Source organism: Streptomyces sp. NBC_00887, from assembly GCF_045207585.1.
The window spans coordinates 3555986-3574860 of record NZ_CP108788.1 but is presented as its reverse complement, the minus strand read 5'-3'; the positions used below and the strand labels follow the sequence as shown (position 1 = coordinate 3574860).

Annotated in this window: 23 protein-coding genes; 19 read left to right on the top strand and 4 right to left on the bottom strand. The window is 70.3% G+C overall.

From position 1 onward, the window contains the following. Positions 1-3 precede the first annotated feature (3 nt). Genes OG844_RS16290 through OG844_RS16280 form a run of 3 tightly spaced genes read left to right on the top strand, consistent with a single transcriptional unit; the run spans position 4 to position 1731 of the window. Positions 4-651: an MBL fold metallo-hydrolase gene (locus tag OG844_RS16290; RefSeq protein ID WP_406390963.1), complete on the top strand. Its 648-nt coding sequence runs from the start codon at positions 4-6 to the stop codon at positions 649-651. Positions 652-709: 58 nt separating this feature from the next. After that, positions 710-1489 (top strand): exodeoxyribonuclease III, encoded by a 780-nt coding sequence (locus tag OG844_RS16285; RefSeq protein WP_406390962.1) that lies wholly within the window; start codon positions 710-712, stop codon positions 1487-1489. A 20-nt stretch (positions 1490-1509) separates the two neighbouring features. Further along, positions 1510-1731, top strand: a complete 222-nt coding sequence (locus tag OG844_RS16280; protein WP_406390961.1) for a hypothetical protein — start codon at positions 1510-1512, stop codon at positions 1729-1731. Between the two features lie 11 nt (positions 1732-1742). Here OG844_RS16280 and OG844_RS16275 read toward each other — a convergent pair whose 3' ends face one another. Then, positions 1743-2024, bottom strand: coding sequence for a mycoredoxin (locus tag OG844_RS16275; protein WP_406390960.1), 282 nt, complete (start codon positions 2022-2024; stop codon positions 1743-1745). A gap of 129 nt (positions 2025-2153) precedes the next feature. Here OG844_RS16275 and OG844_RS16270 point away from each other — a divergent pair, with 129 nt between their 5' ends. After that, the gene (locus OG844_RS16270) at positions 2154-2906 is read left to right on the top strand and encodes a Clp protease N-terminal domain-containing protein (protein ID WP_406390958.1); all 753 of its coding nucleotides are present in this window, start codon (positions 2154-2156) and stop codon (positions 2904-2906) included. Between the two features lie 208 nt (positions 2907-3114). On the opposite strand, the gene OG844_RS16265 is transcribed toward OG844_RS16270, so the two are convergent. After that, the gene (locus OG844_RS16265) at positions 3115-3894 is read right to left on the bottom strand and encodes an SDR family NAD(P)-dependent oxidoreductase (protein WP_406390956.1); all 780 of its coding nucleotides are present in this window, start codon (positions 3892-3894) and stop codon (positions 3115-3117) included. A gap of 107 nt (positions 3895-4001) precedes the next feature. Between OG844_RS16265 and OG844_RS16260 the strand changes: the two genes are divergently transcribed. The 5 genes from OG844_RS16260 (at position 4002) to OG844_RS16240 (ending at position 7758) form a co-directional block, all read left to right on the top strand. Then, a complete protein-coding gene (locus OG844_RS16260) occupies positions 4002-4463 on the top strand; it encodes a DUF6278 family protein (RefSeq protein WP_406390954.1) in 462 nt (153 codons plus the stop codon). A 101-nt stretch (positions 4464-4564) separates the two neighbouring features. Further along, a complete protein-coding gene (locus OG844_RS16255) occupies positions 4565-5308 on the top strand; it encodes an amino acid ABC transporter ATP-binding protein (protein WP_356421038.1) in 744 nt (247 codons plus the stop codon). A gap of 11 nt (positions 5309-5319) precedes the next feature. Continuing rightward, positions 5320-6234 (top strand): glutamate ABC transporter substrate-binding protein, encoded by a 915-nt coding sequence (locus OG844_RS16250; protein ID WP_406390952.1) that lies wholly within the window; start codon positions 5320-5322, stop codon positions 6232-6234. A gap of 13 nt (positions 6235-6247) precedes the next feature. Then, a complete protein-coding gene (locus OG844_RS16245) occupies positions 6248-6892 on the top strand; it encodes an amino acid ABC transporter permease (protein ID WP_406390951.1) in 645 nt (214 codons plus the stop codon). Further along, positions 6889-7758 carry an amino acid ABC transporter permease gene (locus OG844_RS16240; RefSeq protein WP_406390950.1) on the top strand — a complete coding sequence of 290 codons (870 nt, stop codon included), beginning with the start codon at positions 6889-6891 and terminating at the stop codon, positions 7756-7758. The genes OG844_RS16245 and OG844_RS16240 overlap by 4 nt, the downstream gene beginning before the upstream one ends. A gap of 381 nt (positions 7759-8139) precedes the next feature. Here OG844_RS16240 and OG844_RS16235 read toward each other — a convergent pair whose 3' ends face one another. After that, entirely contained in the window at positions 8140-8886 is a 747-nt protein-coding gene (locus OG844_RS16235) for a hypothetical protein (protein WP_406390948.1), read from the bottom strand. A 104-nt stretch (positions 8887-8990) separates the two neighbouring features. Here OG844_RS16235 and ggt point away from each other — a divergent pair, with 104 nt between their 5' ends. After that, positions 8991-10796, top strand: a complete 1806-nt coding sequence (gene ggt, locus OG844_RS16230) for a gamma-glutamyltransferase (protein WP_406390946.1) — start codon at positions 8991-8993, stop codon at positions 10794-10796. A gap of 155 nt (positions 10797-10951) precedes the next feature. Further along, a complete protein-coding gene (locus tag OG844_RS16225; RefSeq protein ID WP_406390944.1) occupies positions 10952-11659 on the top strand; it encodes a glycoside hydrolase family 75 protein in 708 nt (235 codons plus the stop codon). Between the two features lie 39 nt (positions 11660-11698). Here the strand turns inward: OG844_RS16225 and map are convergent, their stop codons facing one another. Then, positions 11699-12466: a type I methionyl aminopeptidase gene (gene map, locus OG844_RS16220; protein WP_406390943.1), complete on the bottom strand. Its 768-nt coding sequence runs from the start codon at positions 12464-12466 to the stop codon at positions 11699-11701. A gap of 41 nt (positions 12467-12507) precedes the next feature. Here map and OG844_RS16215 point away from each other — a divergent pair, with 41 nt between their 5' ends. From OG844_RS16215 to OG844_RS16180, 8 genes are all read left to right on the top strand, one after another. Beyond that, positions 12508-12849, top strand: coding sequence for a helix-turn-helix domain-containing protein (locus OG844_RS16215; RefSeq protein ID WP_406390941.1), 342 nt, complete (start codon positions 12508-12510; stop codon positions 12847-12849). 20 nt (positions 12850-12869) lie between these two features. Beyond that, the gene (locus OG844_RS16210; protein WP_406390940.1) at positions 12870-13250 is read left to right on the top strand and encodes a PPOX class F420-dependent oxidoreductase; all 381 of its coding nucleotides are present in this window, start codon (positions 12870-12872) and stop codon (positions 13248-13250) included. A gap of 130 nt (positions 13251-13380) precedes the next feature. Continuing rightward, complete coding sequence (locus tag OG844_RS16205; protein WP_406390938.1) at positions 13381-14748, top strand: hypothetical protein; 1368 nt, start codon at positions 13381-13383, stop codon at positions 14746-14748. Between the two features lie 106 nt (positions 14749-14854). Further along, positions 14855-15580 carry a hypothetical protein gene (locus OG844_RS16200; protein ID WP_406390937.1) on the top strand — a complete coding sequence of 242 codons (726 nt, stop codon included), beginning with the start codon at positions 14855-14857 and terminating at the stop codon, positions 15578-15580. Positions 15581-15950: 370 nt separating this feature from the next. Next, a complete protein-coding gene (locus OG844_RS16195; RefSeq protein ID WP_406390936.1) occupies positions 15951-16133 on the top strand; it encodes a hypothetical protein in 183 nt (60 codons plus the stop codon). Beyond that, positions 16130-16858 (top strand): hypothetical protein, encoded by a 729-nt coding sequence (locus tag OG844_RS16190; RefSeq protein WP_406390934.1) that lies wholly within the window; start codon positions 16130-16132, stop codon positions 16856-16858. The genes OG844_RS16195 and OG844_RS16190 overlap by 4 nt, the downstream gene beginning before the upstream one ends. After that, positions 16855-17772, top strand: coding sequence for a DUF6895 family protein (locus OG844_RS16185; protein WP_406390932.1), 918 nt, complete (start codon positions 16855-16857; stop codon positions 17770-17772). Before OG844_RS16190 ends, OG844_RS16185 begins: the two co-directional genes overlap by 4 nt. Continuing rightward, on the top strand, positions 17769-18794 hold the full coding sequence (locus OG844_RS16180; protein WP_406390930.1) for a serine hydrolase domain-containing protein: 1026 nt from the start codon (positions 17769-17771) through the stop codon (positions 18792-18794). Before OG844_RS16185 ends, OG844_RS16180 begins: the two co-directional genes overlap by 4 nt. The last annotated feature ends 81 nt before the right edge of the window (positions 18795-18875 follow it).

Below are 18875 nucleotides of genomic sequence, written 5' to 3'. Positions count from 1 at the left end.
GGTATGAACGCACCGTCTCTCACCCTCACGAAGAACACGCACTCCTGCATCCGGCTGGAGCGACACGGCCAGGCGCTCGTCATCGACCCCGGCGGCTTCTCCGAGGACGACGCCGCCGTCGGCGCCGACGCGATCCTGGTGACGCACGAGCACCCGGACCACTTCGACGAGGCCCGGGTGCGGGCAGGGCTGGAGTCCAACCCGGCCGCGCAGGTGTGGACCCTGCGCAGCGTGGCCGGGCAGCTGTCCGCCGCGTTCCCCGGGCGCGTCCACACGGTCGGCCACGGTGACACGTTCACCGCCGCCGGGTTCGAGGTACAGGTGCACGGCGAGCTGCACGCGGTGATTCACCCGGACATCCCGAGGGTCACCAACATCGGCTTCCTGGTGGGCGGTTCGGTCTTCCACCCGGGCGACGCCCTGACCGTGCCGGACCACCCCGTGGACACGCTGATGCTGCCGGTGATGGCCCCCTGGAACAAGATCTCGGAGGTCATCGACTACGTACGTGAGGTGAAGCCGCGCCGCGCGATCGACATCCATGACGCCCTGCTCACCGATCTTGCCCGCCCGATCTACGACAGGCAGATCGGCGGCCTGGGCGGAGCCGATCACGGCCGGCTGACTCCGGGCGACACGACCCGGCTCTGACCCGCCGGGAGCGGGGGACCGCAGTACGACTGTCAGTGGGAGCGGATAGGTTTACTGCATGCGCATTGCCACCTGGAACGTCAATTCGATCACCGCCCGGCTCCCGAGGCTGCTGGCCTGGCTGGAGAGCACCGGCACGGACGTGCTGTGCGTCCAGGAGACCAAGTGCACGGCCGAGCAGTTCCCCGCCGAAGCGCTGCGCGAACTGGGCTACGAGTCCGCCGTGAACGCCACGGGCCGGTGGAACGGGGTGGCGCTGGTCTCCCGGGTGGGCCTCCAGGACGTCGTGACGGGCCTGCCCGACGGGCCCGCCTACGAAGGCGTGCAGGAGCCGAGGGCGATCTCCGCGACGTGCGGTCCGGTCCGCGTCTGGTCGGTCTACGTCCCCAACGGCCGCGAGATCGCGCACGATCACTACGCGTACAAGCTGAGCTGGTTCGAGGCCCTGCAGAAGGCGGTCGCCGCGGACGCCGCCGGGACCCTGCCGTTCGCCGTCCTCGGTGACTTCAACGTCGCGCCGACGGACGAGGACGTCTGGGACCCGGCGCTCTTCGAGGGGGCCACCCATGTGACCCCCGCCGAGCGCGCCGCGCTGGCCACGCTCCGCGAGGAGGGGCTGTCGGACGTGGTGCCCCGCCCGCTCAAGTACGACCGCCCGTACACCTTCTGGGACTACCGCGAGCTGCGCTTCCCGAAGAACAAGGGCATGCGCATCGACCTCGTCTACGGCAACGCCCCGTTCACGGCGGCGGTCAAGGACAGCTACGTCGACCGCGAGGAGCGCAAGGGCAAGGGCGCGTCCGATCACGCCCCGGTGGTCGTGGACCTCGACCTCTGAGTGCCGGGCGGGGGAGTCCGGTGAACGAACGCGAGGGCCGCGACTGGACGGCCATGACCCCTGCGGACTTCGATCCCGAGGCCCCACTCCTGCTGGACGTGGGCACCGGCCCCGTCGTCATCCCGGCCGAGCCGGCCGAGTGCGGTACGCCGCCGTTGTTCGGGGTGGAGAAACCCGCACCGCGCCCCGCACGCACCGAGCGGCGCCCGGTCGCTCCCGTGAACCAGGAGGGCCTTTTCTGAGGGGAGGCGACTCAGCCGCCTTTCGTGGGGAGCAGGTGCGGGGCGTGCTCGGTGACCGCACGCACCACCTCGCGCCTGGACGGGTTCACCATCGCGTGCCCAGCCACCCGGACCGTCGGCACGGTCTCGTTGCCGTCTGCGACCGAGCGCACGAAGGCGGCGGCCTCCGGGTCCCTCCAGATGTTCACCTCGTCGTAGGCCAGCCCCGAGAAGCGCAGCCGCAGCCGCAGGTTCATGCAGAACGGGCAGCCGGGCCGCCAGTAGACGACCATGCCGTCGCGGTCCCCGGTCATCGAATGCCCCTCTGTTGTGTTCACGCCCGTTGCTCGGACTCAGCCAACCCCGCGGCGGCGGCAGGGGCAAGGGACTACGGGTGTCAACCATCGGTTGACACCCTCTCGCTGTCAACCTAGGGTTGCCCCATGACGAAGCCGCTCGGGCCCAACCCTCCCATCCGTCTCGACGACCTCATCGAGGCGATCAAGAAGACCCACGCCGACGCACTGGAGCAGCTCTCCGGAGCAGTTGTCGCCGCGGATCACCTCGGCGAGATCGCCGACCACCTCATCGGCCACTTCGTCGACCAGGCGCGGCGCTCGGGCGCCTCGTGGACGGACATCGGCAGGAGCATGGGCGTCACCCGGCAGGCCGCCCAGAAGAGGTTCGTGGCCAAGAAGCCCGACGAGACGGCGGACCTGGATCCGAGTCAGGGATTCGGGCGGTTCACCGAGCAGGCCCGGAACGTCGCCGTGGGCGCGCACAACGAGGCCCACGCGGCCCGCAACGACGAGGTGCGCACCGAGCACCTGGTCCTCGGGCTCCTCGGAGATCCCGACACCCTCGCCGCCCGGGTGATCACGGGACAGGGCGTGTCACCGGCCGCGGTCCGCGAGGCAGCTGCGCTCGCCCTGCCGGCCGCGGCCGACGAGGTCCCCGAGCTCATCCCGTACGACGCGGGAGCGCGCAAGGTCCTGGAGCTGACGTTCCGGGAGGCGCTGCGACTGGGCCACGACTACGTGGGGACGGAGCACATCCTGCTGGCCCTGCTGGAGTTCGAGGGCGGCTCGGGCGTGCTCACGGGGCTGGGCGTCGACAAGGAGTCGGCGACGGCGTCCATCGCCGCGGAGACCGCCGCCGGGGAAAAAGGTGCGGCGGCCGGGGGCACCGACAACTAGGGTGAGGTCGTCGAGCGCCCGGTGCGCAGGCAACGGATACTTCTTTCTGCAAAAAAGAGGACCCAGGTTCGAATCCTGGCGGTCCGGCTCCGGCCGGGCTGTGGTGCAGCGGCCCAGCATCTTGTCTCCGTCGCCGACTCCGATCTCGGGCGCCCGTACGCCTTGATGCCGCCCCCGTCGGGGGCGGCATCGCGCGTTCCCGTACCGGTCAGTGGACGGAGAATCCGCCGTCCACGAAGATCGACTGCCCGGTGACGTACGACGAGGCCGCACTCGCCAGGAACACCGCGGCGCCGGCGAAGTCCTCGGCCAGGCCGTTACGGCCGACCATGGTGCGGGCGGCCAGTGCCGCCACCTTTCCGGGATCGGACGACAGCCGCCGGTTGAGCGGCGTCATGACGAAGCCGGGCACCAGGGTGTTGGACGTGACGCCGTGCGGGGACCAGGCCTCGGCCTCCGAGCGGGCCAGTGACTCCAGCGCACCCTTGGAGACCCCGTAGGCACCGCTCTGCACGAACGCCCGGTGCGCCTGCTGCGACGTGATGTGGATGATCCGCCCGTAACCCCGTTCCGCCATGCCCGGTCCGTACCGCCGGCCCAGCAGATGGGGAGCCTTGAGGTTCACCGCCATCGTGGTGTCCCACACGTCCTCGTCGAGCTCGTCCATCGGCGGCCGCAGATTGATCCCCGCGCAGTTGACAAGGATGTCCGGCTCGCCGAACGCGGCCGCCGCCGCGTCGCCCGCCGTACGCACACCCTCGCTCGTCCCCAGGTCCGCGCTCACCCACGCGGCCCGGCAGCCGTCCGCCGTGAGCTCGTCGACGGTCCGCTTCAACTCCGTCTCCCTGCGCGCCACGATCACGACGCTCGCGCCCGCGTGTGCGAGAGCCCCGGTGATCGCCCGGCCGATGCCGGAACTGCCGCCGGTCACCACGGCGACCCGGCCGTCCAGGGCGAAGAGTTCGGAGAGGTAGTTCTGCGATGTCATATCCGCAGCCTAGGTAGGTCGCCCGGGGCAACCCGTCCCGGGTCCCGAAACAGGAACAGTCGCGCGCCCTGCGGCGAGGAACAGGCCTGAGGTGGGATCCTAGTGGTATGAACATCCCTTTCCTGGACAACTGGCGTAAGCGTCAGGGCGGTACGCAGGGGGTGGCTCTCGCGGCTGCCGTCCGAACCGATCCGGACGGCATCGCCGAACTGTTCGCAGAATGCGAGCTGCTGCGTGCCCGGGCAGGGCAGGCCGGACTCGAACTCGACGACAGCCCCGCCTCGTTGTCCGCGCTCGACCAGCTCCCGCCGCTGTGGCGCGACGACCCGGAGGAGCTGCCCTGGCTGGGCAATGACGCGGGCCTGTACCTCGGCACCGTTCTGGTGCGCACCGTCCCCGGCGCGGTGTGGGACATCCTGGCCGGCGGCCGGCCGGTCGTGCGCCTGGCCTCGGGCCGGGAGATCGACGTCGTCGCGGCAGGTCTGGACTGGGCGATGACGGGCAGCCCGGAGCTCTCCGAGATGTACGCGGAGTCGGCCGAGATCGGGCCAGGACCCAAAGCGCGATAAGCAGCCTTATGCGCTCTCGGTGCGTGTCGGGCGAGAAGTCCGTTGCGGGCCTGGATAGTTTGCGCTGACCTCGACACAGCGATAAGTGGGTAGGGCAGCGTATGGCCGTCGATCCGTTGATCGAGCTGCGGGACGTACACAAGTATTTCGGAGAGTTGCACGTTCTGCAGAGCATCAATCTCACCGTCGGCCGCGGGGAGGTGGTGGTGGTCATCGGCCCTTCCGGATCAGGCAAATCAACGCTCTGCCGGACCATCAACAGACTCGAGACGATCGAGTCCGGCTACATCGCCATCGACGGGACACCCCTTCCCGAGGAGGGGAAGGGGCTTGCTCAGCTCAGGGCCGAAGTCGGCATGGTCTTCCAGTCGTTCAACCTGTTCGCGCACAAGACCGTGCTGGACAACGTCTCGCTCGCCCAGATCAAGGTCCGCAAGCGCAAGAAGGACGAGGCCGACCAGCGGTCCCGTGAACTGCTGGAGCGGGTCGGGCTCGCCTCGCAGGCCGACAAGCTCCCCGCCCAGCTCTCCGGCGGCCAGCAGCAGCGCGTGGCCATCGCCCGCGCGCTGGCGATGGATCCCAAGGCGCTCCTCTTCGACGAGCCCACCTCGGCGCTCGACCCGGAGATGATCAACGAAGTGCTCGAGGTCATGCAGCAACTCGCCCGGGAGGGCATGACCATGGTGGTCGTCACCCACGAGATGGGGTTCGCCCGGTCCGCGGCCAACCGCGTGGTGTTCATGTCCGAGGGCTGCATCATCGAGGACCGCACCCCGGAGGACTTCTTCACCGCCCCGGAGAGCGACCGCGCCAAGGACTTCCTGTCCAAGATCCTCAAGCACTGACAGGGGGCACCGTGTTGCGTACGAGAAACCTCGCGGCCGCGCTGGCCTGCCTCCTGCTCGCCGTGCTCGTCGCCGGCTGCGGCCGGGAGGGCAGCCCGCCGGTCAAGGGTCCGAAGGCCGGAGCGTTGCCCCGGTACACGGTCGACAAGGATTTCGAGCTGCCCGAGTCGAAGACCTGGACGAAGGCCAAGAAGCGTGGATACCTGGTCGTCGGCGCCAAGGAGGACCAGCCCTATCTCGGCGAGAAGGATCCGGCCACCGGCATCTTCTCCGGCTTCGACATCGAGATCGCCCGCATGATGGCAGCGTCCCTCGGCTTCGAACCGGACACGATCCGCTTCCGGACCATCGCCTCCGCCAACCGTGAGACGGCACTCCAGAACGGGCAGATCGACTACTACGTCGGCACCTACACGATCAACGACATGCGCAAGAAGCTCGTCGGCTTCGCGGGGCCGTACTACATGGCCGGTCAGGGGCTGCTGGTGCGCACCGACGAGAACGACATCAAGGGGCCGCAGGACCTGGCGGGCAAGACCGTCTGCTCGGCCGCCGGATCCACCCCGTACCAGCGCATCGCCGCCGACTACCCGAAGGCGGACCTCGTCGCCTACGACACGTACTCGATCTGCGTCGACAACCTCCTGACCTACCAGGTCGACGTCGTCACCACCGACGACGCCATCCTGCTGGGCTTCGCGGCCAAGGCCCCGGACGAGATGAAGGTCGTCGGCAAGCCCTTCTCCGAGGAGCCCTACGGCATCGGCGTCCCGCGCAGCGACAACGCGCTCCGCTTCGCCCTCAACGACGCCCTCGAGGAGAACGAGAAGAACGGCAACTGGACGAAGGCCTTCGAGGCGACGCTGGGCCTGTCCGGGGTGCCCGCGCCGACACCTCCGCCCATCGACAACTATCCGGCGAACTGAGGGGCCGGCCGCCATGGATGTACTCACAGAGAACTTCTCCCTCTACGGCGAGGGCTTCATCGGCACCGTCGAGCTCACCGTCTACGCCTCGATCCTGGCGCTCGTGCTCGGCTTCCTCATGGCGTCCTTCCGGGTCGCGCCCGTCGGCTCGCTCCGGGTGATCGGCACCGTCTGGGTGACGGTGCTCCGCAACACCCCGCTGACGCTGCTCTTCTTCGCCGTCCTGCTGGGGCTGCCGCGCTTCGGGCTGGTGCTGCCGTTCCAGGTCTTCGCAGTCCTCGCCCTCGGCTGCTACACCTCGGCCTTCATCTGCGAGGCGCTGCGCTCCGGCATCAACACCGTGCCCACGGGACAGGGTGAGGCGTCCCGCAGCCTCGGCATGTCCTTCGGCCAGACGCTCGGCAGCGTCGTGCTGCCGCAGGCCTTCCGTTCGGTGATCCCGCCGATCGGATCGACGCTCATCGCCCTCGCCAAGAACTCGGCGATCGCCGGCGCGTTCAGCGTCACCGAGCTGCTCGGTGTGTACAAGCCCCTCAACGAACTCGGCTACAGCATCATCTGGACCTTCGTCTGGATCGCCGTCGGATACCTGATCATCACCCTGACCATCAGTGCGCTCTTCAACGTGATGGAGAAGCGCTGGGGAGTCGCCCGATGACCCACTCCACCGTCTCCGCGACCGCCCTCTACGACATTCCGGGGCCGGTCACCCGCAAGAGACACTTCGCCTACGGCGTCATCTCGACGATCGTGCTCCTGGCGCTGGTCGGCTGGGTGCTGTACCTGCTCTTCGACACCGACCAGTTCACCAGCGAGAAGTGGCGGCCCTTCACGTACAAGGGCATCCAGGAGCTGCTGCTCCGCGGGCTGGGCAACACCCTCAAGGCGTTCGCGTACGCGGCGGTGCTCTCCCTGGCCCTCGGGGCGGTGCTCGCCGTCGGGCGGCTGTCCGTGCACCGCCCGGTGCGCTGGGTCTCGACGTTGCTGGTCGAGTTCTTCCGGGCCATGCCCGTCCTGGTGATGATCTTCTTCATCTTCGTCGCGCTGAAGGTGCAGCCGCTGCCCGCGCTGGTTGCCGGACTGACGCTCTACAACGGCTCCGTGCTCGCCGAGGTCTTCCGTACCGGAATCAACTCGGTCGACCGGGGCCAGCGGGAGGCGGGGTACGCCCTCGGCATGCGCAAGACACAGGTCACCACCTTCGTCCTGGCCCCGCAGGCCGTGCGCGCCATGCTGCCCACCATCATCAGCCAGCTGGTGGTGGCCCTGAAGGACACCTCTCTCGGCTATCTGATCACCTACGAGGAGTTCCTCCACGCGGGAAAGCTGATCGCCTCGAACCTCGACTACGGGCTCCCGTTCATCCCCGTGGTGATGGTGATCTCGCCCATCTACATCGGGATGTGCATGCTGCTCTCCTGGTTCGCCAACTGGGTGGCCGGACGGGAGCGCCGCAACCCGAAGACCAAGGCGGTGGGCGTGACCCCCACCGAACCGGGGACGTTCCTGCCGGGCGCGAAGTAACCGACAGCCGCCCCGCGGGGCGGGCCGGAAAGGGCAGTGCCGCCCGGCAGCAGCCGGTGATCACTCCTCGTGCAAGCGGAACCGGGACAGGCCCCGGCTCCGCGCCGGGCGGGGGGAAGGTCAGCTGTGTGCCGGTCGGATCGCGCTCGACGCGGAGCGGATCGACGGTGTCGATCATCAGGCGGGCCCGTGTCCGTCCGTGGAACCCATAGGGGGCGTTGCCGACCAGCATGGAGGCCGAGCGGGCCCACGTCGCGGAGGAGGCGACGGGGGTGCCGCTCTCCTTCGGTCCGGCGACCGTGGCGTGCGGTTCGGCACCGAGGGCGTACGGACGTGACAATCGTATGACAATGAGTGCCGCTGCGTGCCCGTCGGCAGGGCTCAGTCGGCGGCTCGGTGCGAGGCGGGGGGTGCGACGGGCAGCGGGGCCTGCGCGGTGCGCGTCACATCGCCGATGAGCTCCACCACATCGGGCCCGTACGCATGGGTGTTGACCACCTTCAGCAGCAGGACGAAGCTGTTGTTGCGGTGCTTGCGCTGCAACTTCTCGTAGTTGCGGGCGAGGTAACGCGATGCTGCCTGATTGGTGATGGCGCGCTGTCCGCAGAACAGGAAGACCGGGCGGGCGTCCTGACCACCCGTCAGGCGCGCGAGCAGCACGTGCTCGGCGACGCCGGACTCCAGCCGGTAGCGCTCCGATCCCACCTGGAAGGCGGCGCGGTCCGGACCGGGCTCGGGATCCGTGTTGACCTTCACACCGGGCAGCAGGGACTGCAGGTGAGCGGCCATCCGCCGGTTCGACACCGGGCCGCCGACACAGAACTCCGTACGCTCACCGAACCCTTGCTGGGTCACGTCGTGGGACACGATCTGCGCATGGGCCTGGCAGTCCTTGATCAGCGCCGAGAGCTCGAGCAGGGCGAAGACGTCGTGCCGGTGGACAGCGCCGTCGCCGCCGGCCTCACGATTCACCACGAGCATGCACTCGGAGTTCCCGGGCAGTCCGAAGAAGGCCTGCTTGCGGCGGAGTCTGCGCCGCCACAGGTAGGTACGGGCGATCCAGCCCAGGGAGGCGCTGAGTCCCGCGGCTATGACACCCAGCACGATGTTGCGCACGTCGTCAGTCATGGGCGGGCATATTAGCGGTCATCCGAGCCCGTGTCCGAGGCGGTCCTGTGGATCAGGGCGGGGCGGCGTTACCCTGCGCGGACGATCCTTCACTGGAGGTACGGATGCGTCGTTCCGTCGGCCGGAATGTGTCGTTCTTGAGCGTCATCGCTGTCATCGGTTCGCTCGGTGCCGCGGCCCCGGCGGCATCGGAGCCGTCCGGACCACCACCCAAGTCGGCTGTCGCGGTGGGATACGGGGGAGCGGTGGCGAGCGTCGACGTGGACGCCTCGGCGGCCGGGATCGAGGTGCTCCGCAAGGGGGGCAACGCGGTCGACGCGGCCGTGGCGACCGCGGCCGCACTGGGTGTCACCGAGCCCTACTCGGCGGGCATCGGAGGCGGAGGCTACTTCGTCCTGTACGACGCCGAGAAGCGCACCGTGCAGACCATCGACGGCCGTGAGACCGCGCCGCGCAGCGCGGACTCCTCGCTCTTCCTGGAGAACGGGCAGCCGATCCCGTTCAACGACGCCGTCACCAGCGGCCTCGGAGTCGGTACCCCCGGCACCCCGGCCACCTGGGAGAAGGCCCTGGACGCCTGGGGCAGCAAGCCGCTGCGGCAACTGCTGAAGCCGGCCGAGCGCCTCGCCCGCGACGGATTCGTCGTGGACGCGACCTTCCGCTCACAGACCGCGGGGAACCAGGCGCGGTTCGCCGACTTCCCCGCGTCCGCGGAGCTCTTCCTGCCCGAGGGGCAGCTGCCCGTGGTCGGATCGGTCTTCAAGAACCCCGATCTCGCCCGTACGTACGAGACGTTGGGCCGCGAGGGCATCGACGAGCTGTACCGCGGCGAGCTGGCCGAGGACATCGTGGAGACGGTGCGCAGGCCCCCCGTCGACCCGGCCGCCACCCGTGTGGTCCGTCCCGGGGATCTGACGGCCAAGGACCTGAAGTCGTACCGTGCCCTGCGCCAGGCCCCCACCAAGATCGGCTACCGCGGCCTCGACGTCTACGGCATCGCGCCCTCCTCGTCCGGTGGCACGAGCGTGGGCGAGGCGCTCAACATCCTCGAGTCGACGGACCTTTCGAAGGCGAGCCAGGCGCAGTACCTGCACCGGCTCATCGAGGCGAGCAGGATCGCCTTCGCCGACCGGGGACGCTGGCTCGGCGACCCCGCGTTCGAGGACGTGCCGACACGGGAGCTGCTCAGTCGGCGCTTCGCCGACTCGCGCGCATGCCTGATCAAGGACGACGCCGTGCTCACCAGCCCGCTCGCGCCGGGCGACCCCCGAAACCCCGTCCCGTGCGCTGCCGGGGACGCCGCAGCCCCGACGACGTTCGAGGGCGAGAACACGACGCATCTGACCGCCGCCGACAAGTGGGGCAATGTCGTGGCGTACACGCTGACCATCGAGTCGACGGGCGGCAGCGGCATCACCGTGCCGGGGCGCGGCTTCCTGCTCAACAACGAGCTGACGGACTTCTCCTTCGCGCCCGCCAACCCGGCGGTCCACGACCCGAACCTTCCCGGTCCCGGCAAGCGCCCGCGGTCGTCGATCTCGCCGACCATCGTGCTGGAGCACGGCAAGCCCGTACTGGCCCTGGGATCGCCGGGCGGTGCGACGATCATCACCACCGTGCTGCAGTCGCTGACCGGGCATGTGGACCGGGGGCTGCCGCTCGTCGAAGCGATCGCGGCGCCCCGTGCCAGTCAGCGCAACTCGGCCACGACCGAGATCGAACCCGGGCTGTGGGACAGCAAGGTGCGCGGGGAGCTGGAATCGCTTGGTCACGTCTTCAGGGTGAACCCGGAGATCGGGGCGGCCACGGGTGTCCAGCGGCTGCCCGACGGGCGCTGGCTCGCGGCTGCGGAAAAGGTGCGGCGGGGCGGCGGCTCGGCCATGGTGGTGCATCCGAGCGGACGTTCATGACCGATCGGCAGTAGCAGTGCCCTCGGGGCCGGTACGACGCGCTCAGCCGCGTCGTACCGGCCCCGAGGCATGACGCGGACGGGTCTGTCCCGGCCGCGTCGGCAAGGAAGGACCCGCCGGGCTTCTTCGCGTCCAGTGAAAGGGCATCCCCCACGGTGCGTACACGAATGCTCGTTCTCTCCGTCGTCTCAGGCGCCGCTCTGCTCGCCGCCGCGGCCTTTCCGGCCGCGGCTCTCCCCGCCGTCGCCGGGGGCCACGGCGGGGAGACCGGGACGGACGCGGTGAGCGCTGCCGACCTGCTGGCGCGGGTGAAGACCTGCACCCCGATCTCGCACGGGAAGTACCGAACGGACCAGGGCGGACCGGCGAAGGTGCCGGTGTGCGGGACGAAGGGAGCCGTGTTCTGGGAGGCGGACATGGACATCGACTGCGACGGCCGGGTCACCGCTGCCTGCAGCGGGAAGACCGACCCCTCCTTCCTGCCCGACACGGCGTTCCGGACCTCGGGCGGCAAGCCCCTGGACTCCGCCCGGTTGCCGTACGTCGTCGTGCCCGGCCCCGGCCCGCTCTGGAACCACACCAGGTCCGGAATAGTGGGCGGCGGCGTGGCCGCCGTCATCTACCGCGGAAAGGTCCAGTACGCCGTCGTCGGGGACACCGGTCCCACCGGGATCATCGGCGAGGCGTCGTACGCCGCCGCGGAGGCGCTCGGTGTCGATCCCGACCCGAAGACCGGCGGTACCGCGTCCGGCGTCACCTACATCCTGTTCAAGAACTCCAGGGTGTCGCCGATCGAGAACCCCGAAGCGGCTGTCACCGCCGGTCGGGAGCTGGCCCGGAAGTTCGTTGCCGACGGGGCTTGATGCGGAGGTCCGGCTCGCGGTCCTGCGGCCGGCCGACGCTCAGAGCGCCGTCAGGATCCTGGGGCCGCTGTCCGTGATGGCCACCGTGTGCTCGGCGTGGGCGGCCCGGCTGCCGTCGGTCGTGCGGAGGGTCCAGCCGTCCGGGTCCGGACGGAAGTCGTCGCGGCCGCTGCCGATCAGCATCGGTTCGATGGCGAGGACCATCCCGTGCCGCAACGGCATGCCGCGGCCTGCCGGCCCCTCGTTCGGCACGGACGGGTCCTCGTGCATCGTCCGGCCCACACCGTGGCCGCCGAAGTCCTCCATGATGCCGTAGCCGGCGTCCCGGCACACGGTGCCGATCGCGTGGGCGATGTCGCCGATCCGGTTGCCGACGCGCGCCGCCGCGATGCCGGCGTCCAGGGCCGCGAAGGCCGTGTCGATCAGCCGGGTGTCGGCGGGGCGGGCACGGCCGACGGTGAAGCTGACCGCCGAGTCGCCGACCCAGCCGTTCAGCGTCGCGCCCGCGTCGATGCTCACCAGATCGCCGTCGCGGAGCCGGTAGTCGTTCGGGATGCCGTGCACGATCGCGTCGTTCACGGACGCGCAGATCACCGCGGGGAACGGGGTGGGAGCGAAGTGCGGCCGGTAGTTGAAGAACGGCGAGGCGGCCCCCGCCTCCCGCAGGATCTCGCGCGCGGTCCCGTCGAGCTCGCGCAGCGATACGCCGACCGCGGCCGCCTTCTGTACGGAAGTGAGTACCTGCGCGACGACCCGGCCGGCCTCACGCATGGCTTCGATATGTGTGTCTGTCTTGAGCTGCACCATGCCAATTACTATACCGGTCGAAGCGGTATTACAATGACGGCATGGTACGGACACCCCTGACCCCGGAAGAGCGCCGCCGCGGCGAGCGGCTCGGCGAACTGCTGCGTGAGGCACGCGGCGGACGCAGCATGGTGGCGGTCGCCGCGAGCGCCGGAATCTCCGCCGAGACCCTCCGCAAGATCGAGACGGGCCGGGCCCCCACCCCCGCCTTCTTCACCGTGGCGGCGGTGGCGGGTGTCCTCGGCCTGTCGATGGACGACGTGATGACGCGGTGCGCGCCGGAGCCGGTGGCCGGACCGCGGCCGTCGTCCCGGCCCGTACCCGCGTCCGGACCGCTCCCCGGGGTGCTGCCCGCAGCGGGGGCGCTGCCGCTCACGGCGTAGGGCGGAGTAGGGTCACGCCCGTGACTCTCCAGGACTTCGCCCGCAGCGAGTACGTCAGCCTGACCACGTACCGGAAGGACGGCACGCCCGTCGCCACGCCCGTCTGGGCCGCGGCGGACGGCGACGTCCTGTATGTCTGGACGCGGAGCGATTCGTGGAAGGTGAAGCGGCTGCGCAACGACCCCCGGGTCGTCGTCACCGTGTGCGACGTCCGCGGCCGGATCGCCGAGGGCGCGCCGAGCGCCGACGGGACCGCGCGCCTGCTCGACGGGACGGAGATGGCCGGGGTGCGCAAGCTGCTGGCCCGCAAGTACACCTGGAAGTTCTGGATCGCGGACTGGCCCGCCATGGTCGTACGGCTCGGCAAGCGCCCCCACACCGGGATCGCCGTCACCTTCTGAGGGGCGCGCGCCATCCGTCCTGCGCTCCGGACGCACCACGCCCGAAAAGCTTGCGTAGCCCGCCCGTAACACGCCTGCGGTCGAATGCCAGCGGCTGGAATGTTCCAGTCGGCAGTCGGTGAGGGCGACGGTGACAGTGCATCAACATGCGTGGGACGTAAGGAAGTTCGCACAATACCTACGAGATCTTGCGGCCCTGCTCGATCCGGGGCGGGGCTGGTACGGGGTCTTCTGTGCGCGCGATCCGGAGGGCATGCGTGCATGCTTCGACGGTGTGGAGGTGCCCCCCTGGGACGTGGTCGAATCACTCCTCCAGGACCTCGCCGCGGCCCGCGGCCACGAAGTCGCCGCGCAGGAATCCGTCTGGGCCGCCGCGCTGTACACAGCCTCCGCCCGTGCGCACGACCTGCGGCCGGGCGGACGGCAGGCCCTCGTCGACCGCCTGGGGCTCATGTTCCGGGAACAGGCCCATGCCGACCGGCGGTTGCGGGCCGCCCGGGGCGACGGGGGACACACGCTGGGTGCGGAGCCTGACGCCCTGGCCTGGGCACGCGACGACCATGCCCGCGCCACGGCCCGCTGCGCGGAACTCCGCAACCGGCTGGCTGCCGTGGAGAGCACCGTCCCCGACAACTGGTTCCGTGCGGACGGGGACGGGCGCACACCGGAAGCGGTACAAGCCGGGAGTACGCCTCTGGTCCCCGAACCCCGCCGCCCCTCCGGCGCGCGGGCCCAGGACACCGGCCCCGAGCCGGAGGCGCGGCCCGCCCCCAGGCGCAAGAAGCCGCGCGGAGCCCGGTTCGCCGGCCTGGAACTGGAGGACGACACGGAAGCGGCCCCCGCCCCGTCCGTCGTTCCCGTGCTGCCCGAGCCCTCACAGGCCACCGCCGTACCGCGCGGCGCCCGCTTCGGCGGTGCTCACGCGGAGGACGCGACCGCGTCGGCGCCGCAGGCCGCCCCCGACCCGGCCGCCCACCGCGCCGCCGAGGACGCCGTCGCCCGGCTCGTACGGCTGCGTGCGGAGGGCCGCAGCGGCGAGGCGCACGTGGTGATCTGCGAGGCGGCGGCCTGGCCGGCCGGGCATCTGCCGGTACTCGCCGTAGCCCTGCACCGGGCCGGTCTGGCCGCCGACTGGGGCACCCTGCTGTGGGAGGTGTCCTCTCTACCACCCGCCGAACTTGCCGCAACCGCAGGCGCGTTGGCCGCAGCGGGCCGCGCCGAGGACTGCGGCCAGCTGCTCCGGCAGGGCGTGGCCCGGCCCGCTGCGGAGATCGCCGATGCCGTGGTCGCCCTCGACCGGGCCGGCCTGGAACCCGAGGCGCGGGCCCTGCTGGGCGCCTTCGTACGCGTACGGACGGCACAGGACGCTGCGCTGATCGCCGAGGGCGGCCCGAGCCATCTCGTCCCCCAACTGCTCGCCGCCGCCCGGGAGGTGTCCGCTGCGCGGGAGTGGGACCTGGTCCACGCCCTGCGGGTGGCGGGCATCGCGGCACCGTAGGCCGCACTGGGATCGTTGCCCCAAGTGCACCTCACCCGCCGCAGGCAAAGCCGTGTTCTTCGGCCATCCTGGGATTCGGGTTGAGGGCCTGGAGGGAGAGGTCCACGTGTCCCCGTTGGAGAGCAACTGTCGCCAGGTGCTGTCTCGTCTGCAACGCCGCGGGTTTTCGCAGGTGCGGGTGCTGGCGCGGTACGGAATCGGGAGTGAGGAAGCGGAGGAACTCGGCTGTGCTCCTGGGTTCGACGTCGTGGGCGAGTTGATCGCAGAGGTCGCTCGTGTGCATCACTTCCTTACCTGGGTTGTTTCGAGTGAAAGTCGAATTCCGGGCGGAGCGGCAGCTTTGGTGGCGTTTGCCTGGGGAGAGTCTGAAGCCGGTGGTCGTCAATGGATCAAGTGGTGCGCGGAGGACCTCGGCCATATTCGTTCGAGTGAGTGGTACTCGAGCGATTGGCGGTCCACCCCGAGAAGCGGTGACGAGCAACTCGGTGAACTGTTGCGTGCCAGCGATGTGGCGCTGAAGGCCGGTCCGTGGCGGATGCCCGTACCGGCGACGCCGGAACAGGCCGCCCACGCACTGCTGCTGGCCGGCATGGAGGAGATTCACGCTCTCGCCCGTGGTGGGCTGCCGCTGCCGCCGGGAGGTGATGGCCATGCGGACGAGGGGCCGTGGTCACGCATCGAGACGGTTTCGGATGCCTGCCACAGAATCCCCCTCCCCAACGAGATTCCTCGCCCTTTGCGCGCGCTGGTCATCCGCAGAGGGCTGCGCTCGGCCTTCGACAATTCCGATGAATCGGGAAGGGTCTGGCTGACCGAGCACGATGTTCCATGAACCGATAGTCGTGCCTCACCGGTTCTGCCACCTCGTCCCCCGGGCAGGCTGTGCCGTGGCTGCCGTGGCTGCCGTGGAAGGCGTGCGGGTGCGGCGTCAGGGTGATGTGCCCGTACCGACACGGTAAGGACCGACTTCAGGACCACTCTCGCGCTGACCCGCCATCCGGTCCTGCCGATCAGTGCGCAACGCAAGGGAACCCCTTCCGTCGGATGGTTACCGGAGGCTACGAATTGGCGTGCCCTCCCGTACGAGATCCCCATGAGCCCGGCCTTGGGGAGAGAAATCTCATTCCACCCTTTAGGCTCGGTCGAGGCGTATCCCTGTAAAAGGGGTATGTCCCCGCATGTCCCAGTGATGAGGAGGCACCATGCTTGCCCAGGAAATCACTCTCACCGCAACGACGACCGAGACCAGGGCGCTCGGCGCGCTGATGGTGGAGCCCGAGGCCGCCGTCAGTGATGCCCCGCTCTACACCCCGGAAGCCGCGGGCTTCCTGCTCGCGCTCCTGCTCCTGTCTCCGAAGGAGCCGAAGGAGCCCCGGGGCAAGTGAGTTCCCAGTCAGCATTCGCCGCGGCGACCGATGCCCTGGCAGGCAGTGTCCTCGGTGCCCTCACGGGCACCGGGGACGCTGTACAGCTGGCGCGGTACGTCGACGACGCCCCTGACACCCTGGCGGCCCTCGCCGCCGTCCGGGTGCTCGGGGTCGATGCCCTCAGCCCTCAGCTCCTGGCGGGCCATCCGTTCCCGGCGCAGGACGCGGCCATCGTGGCCAAGGCCTTCGAGTCCTTCCCGGCCTTGGATGCCATGGAAGAGAGAACGGCCGCCCGCCGCGACTGGGCGACCGCGCAGCTCCTCGCCCGCCTCACCGGGGACGACACCCTCCGGGCCGTCGCGCCCCCGCCCGCGGACGATGCGGAGCTCGCCGGAACCGGGCACTGGCAGACGTGGTCCGTCCGTATGGCCCAACTCTCCCCGCTCGCCACCCTCGGCCTCGACGGGCCGGTGCACGACGCTGCGCGCGGCGGTGCCCTCCCGCTGAGCCGGGGCGTCAGCCGCTCGATCCTGCGCCGTGACTTCCCGACGGCCGTACGGCTCATCCGCTGGCTCGCCCGGCTGCGGTACGACGGCACGGAACTGCCGCTGGACCCGGCTCTCGCTGCGGAACACGTATGGCTCGTCGGCGGGGCGGGGGCGCGCACGGCCCTCGATCTGGCGATCGTGCGTCATCTCCTCGAACGGCGCCCCGGTACGGTCCCGAAGGCGGCACACAGATGACGATTCCCGAGCCCGTGACCCGGGCCGCCCGGAGCATGGCCGACCGGGCCCTGTCGTGGCTGCACGCGAACCGAGCCCTCGGCGGCCTGCCGTCCGACACCACCGAGACGATGGCCGACCCCGACAGCGTCTACAAACCTCTGGGGGAGACCACCCTCGCCGCATCGCTCATCCTGCGCGACGGCGTTGCCGGACCGGGCCGGCTGGTCGCCGCCCAGAGCCTGATGGACTTCACCTGGGAGCAGTTCCGGCGCGGCGACATGATCTACGAACGCCAGCTCCGCCACACCCTGATGACGGACCCGCTGGAGATGTACGCCCCCTTCGTCCGCTGCGGGTACCGCCACGAAGGCCTCGACAAGCTGCTGGCCCACCGGGCCCGCATGCGGTCGGCGAACAGCGTCGAGATGCTGCCCAACCGCCGGCTCGCCGTCGCCAACGCCGCCCGCGTCGTCGGCCTGGAGCACGCCGAGGACCTGACGGCGCTGGCCGGTGCCACCTGGCTCGGCGCGACGCCGGAACCCTGGGCCATCAACTGGATCACCGCCTACGCGATGACCCACACCGTCTTCCACCTCACCGACTGGGGTGCGGACCCGGACGGACTGCCGCCCGAACTCGCCGCGTACGTCACCACATGGCTGCCGGTATGGATCGACATCTGGCGCGAGGTCGGCCAGTGGGACCTCGTGGCGGAGCTGCTCATCGTCGGCGCCTCGCTCCCGGAGCCCTACTGCGCTCCGGAGGACTGGGAGGCCCTGGCCGCGCTCCAGCACGAGGACGGACTCGTGCCCCGTGACAGCGACCCGGTGGACGCCGACCCGCAGCGCCGCTTCACGGACCACCAGCACACCGTCGTCGTCACCGCCGTCGCCGGATCCGTCGCACTGGCCAGGGCGGCGGGGCCGCGGTGACCGAACTGCCGCTGGCCGGCTGCCTCCAGCCCCTGCTGGAGGCGGCCAAGGGGCCGGGTGCAGCGGTGGCGGCCCTCCGCGGCGACGAACGTGCGGTGCTCTGCCACGGGCCGGTCACGGCGGACACCCGGTTCGAGACGGGCTCGCTCACCAAGACGTTCACCGCCCTGCTGCTCGCCGAACTGGCCGCCAGGGGCGAGGTCAGCTACGGCGACCGCGCCGACCGTTACCTGCCGTTCAGGCTTCCCGGGCCGCCCATGACCCTTCTGCACCTGGCCACCCACACCTCCGGGCTGCCCCGGCTGCCGCCCGGGCTCCTCGCCCGCGCGGTCCGCAGCGGATGGTTCAGCAATCCGTACGCGGGCTTCTCCGAGACGGACCTGCTCGTGTCGCTCGCCCGCACCAGACTCCGGCACCGGCCCGGCTCCAGAGTCCACTACTCCAACTTCGGCGGTGGCCTGCTGGGTCACGTGCTCGCCCGTGCGGTGGGCGGCGCCGGGAGCGACTACGCCGCGCTGCTGGCCGAGCGCGTCATCAACCCCCTCGGCCTGACAGACACCGACTGCGATTCCAACCGGCCCCAGGCGACCGGACATTGGCACGGCAGAGCACGTCCGGCCCTGGTGATGCCCGGGCTGGCCGCCGCGGGCGCGGTGCGGTCCAGCGCCCGGGACCTGCTCCACGTCCTCGCCGCGCTGATCGACCCGGACACCGCTCCGAGCCCCGTGCTGCGCACCGCGCTCGCGGAGGTCCAGCGTCCCCGGCTGAGCGTTCCGCGGACCGGTTCGCGGCTGTGCCTCATCTGGAACCTCCGGCCGCGCCCGGACGGAGCACTGCTCCACCACTCCGGTGGGACCCGGGGTTTCACCGCGTTCGCGGGCTTCCTCCCCGGCTCCGGTACCGGACTCGTCGCGTGGACGAACTCGGCCGCCACCCCGCTGGCGCCCTTCGTCCAGGCCGCCTACGGGACCCTGCGCGCACTGGACGGGCCGCCGGAAGCGGTGTGGACCGCTCGGGTGTGAAACATGATCGACTCCGCCGGTTCACGGCGATGGTCTTGCCCCGCTGTGTGACGGGGCTTACGTTCTCCTCCTATGCATCGT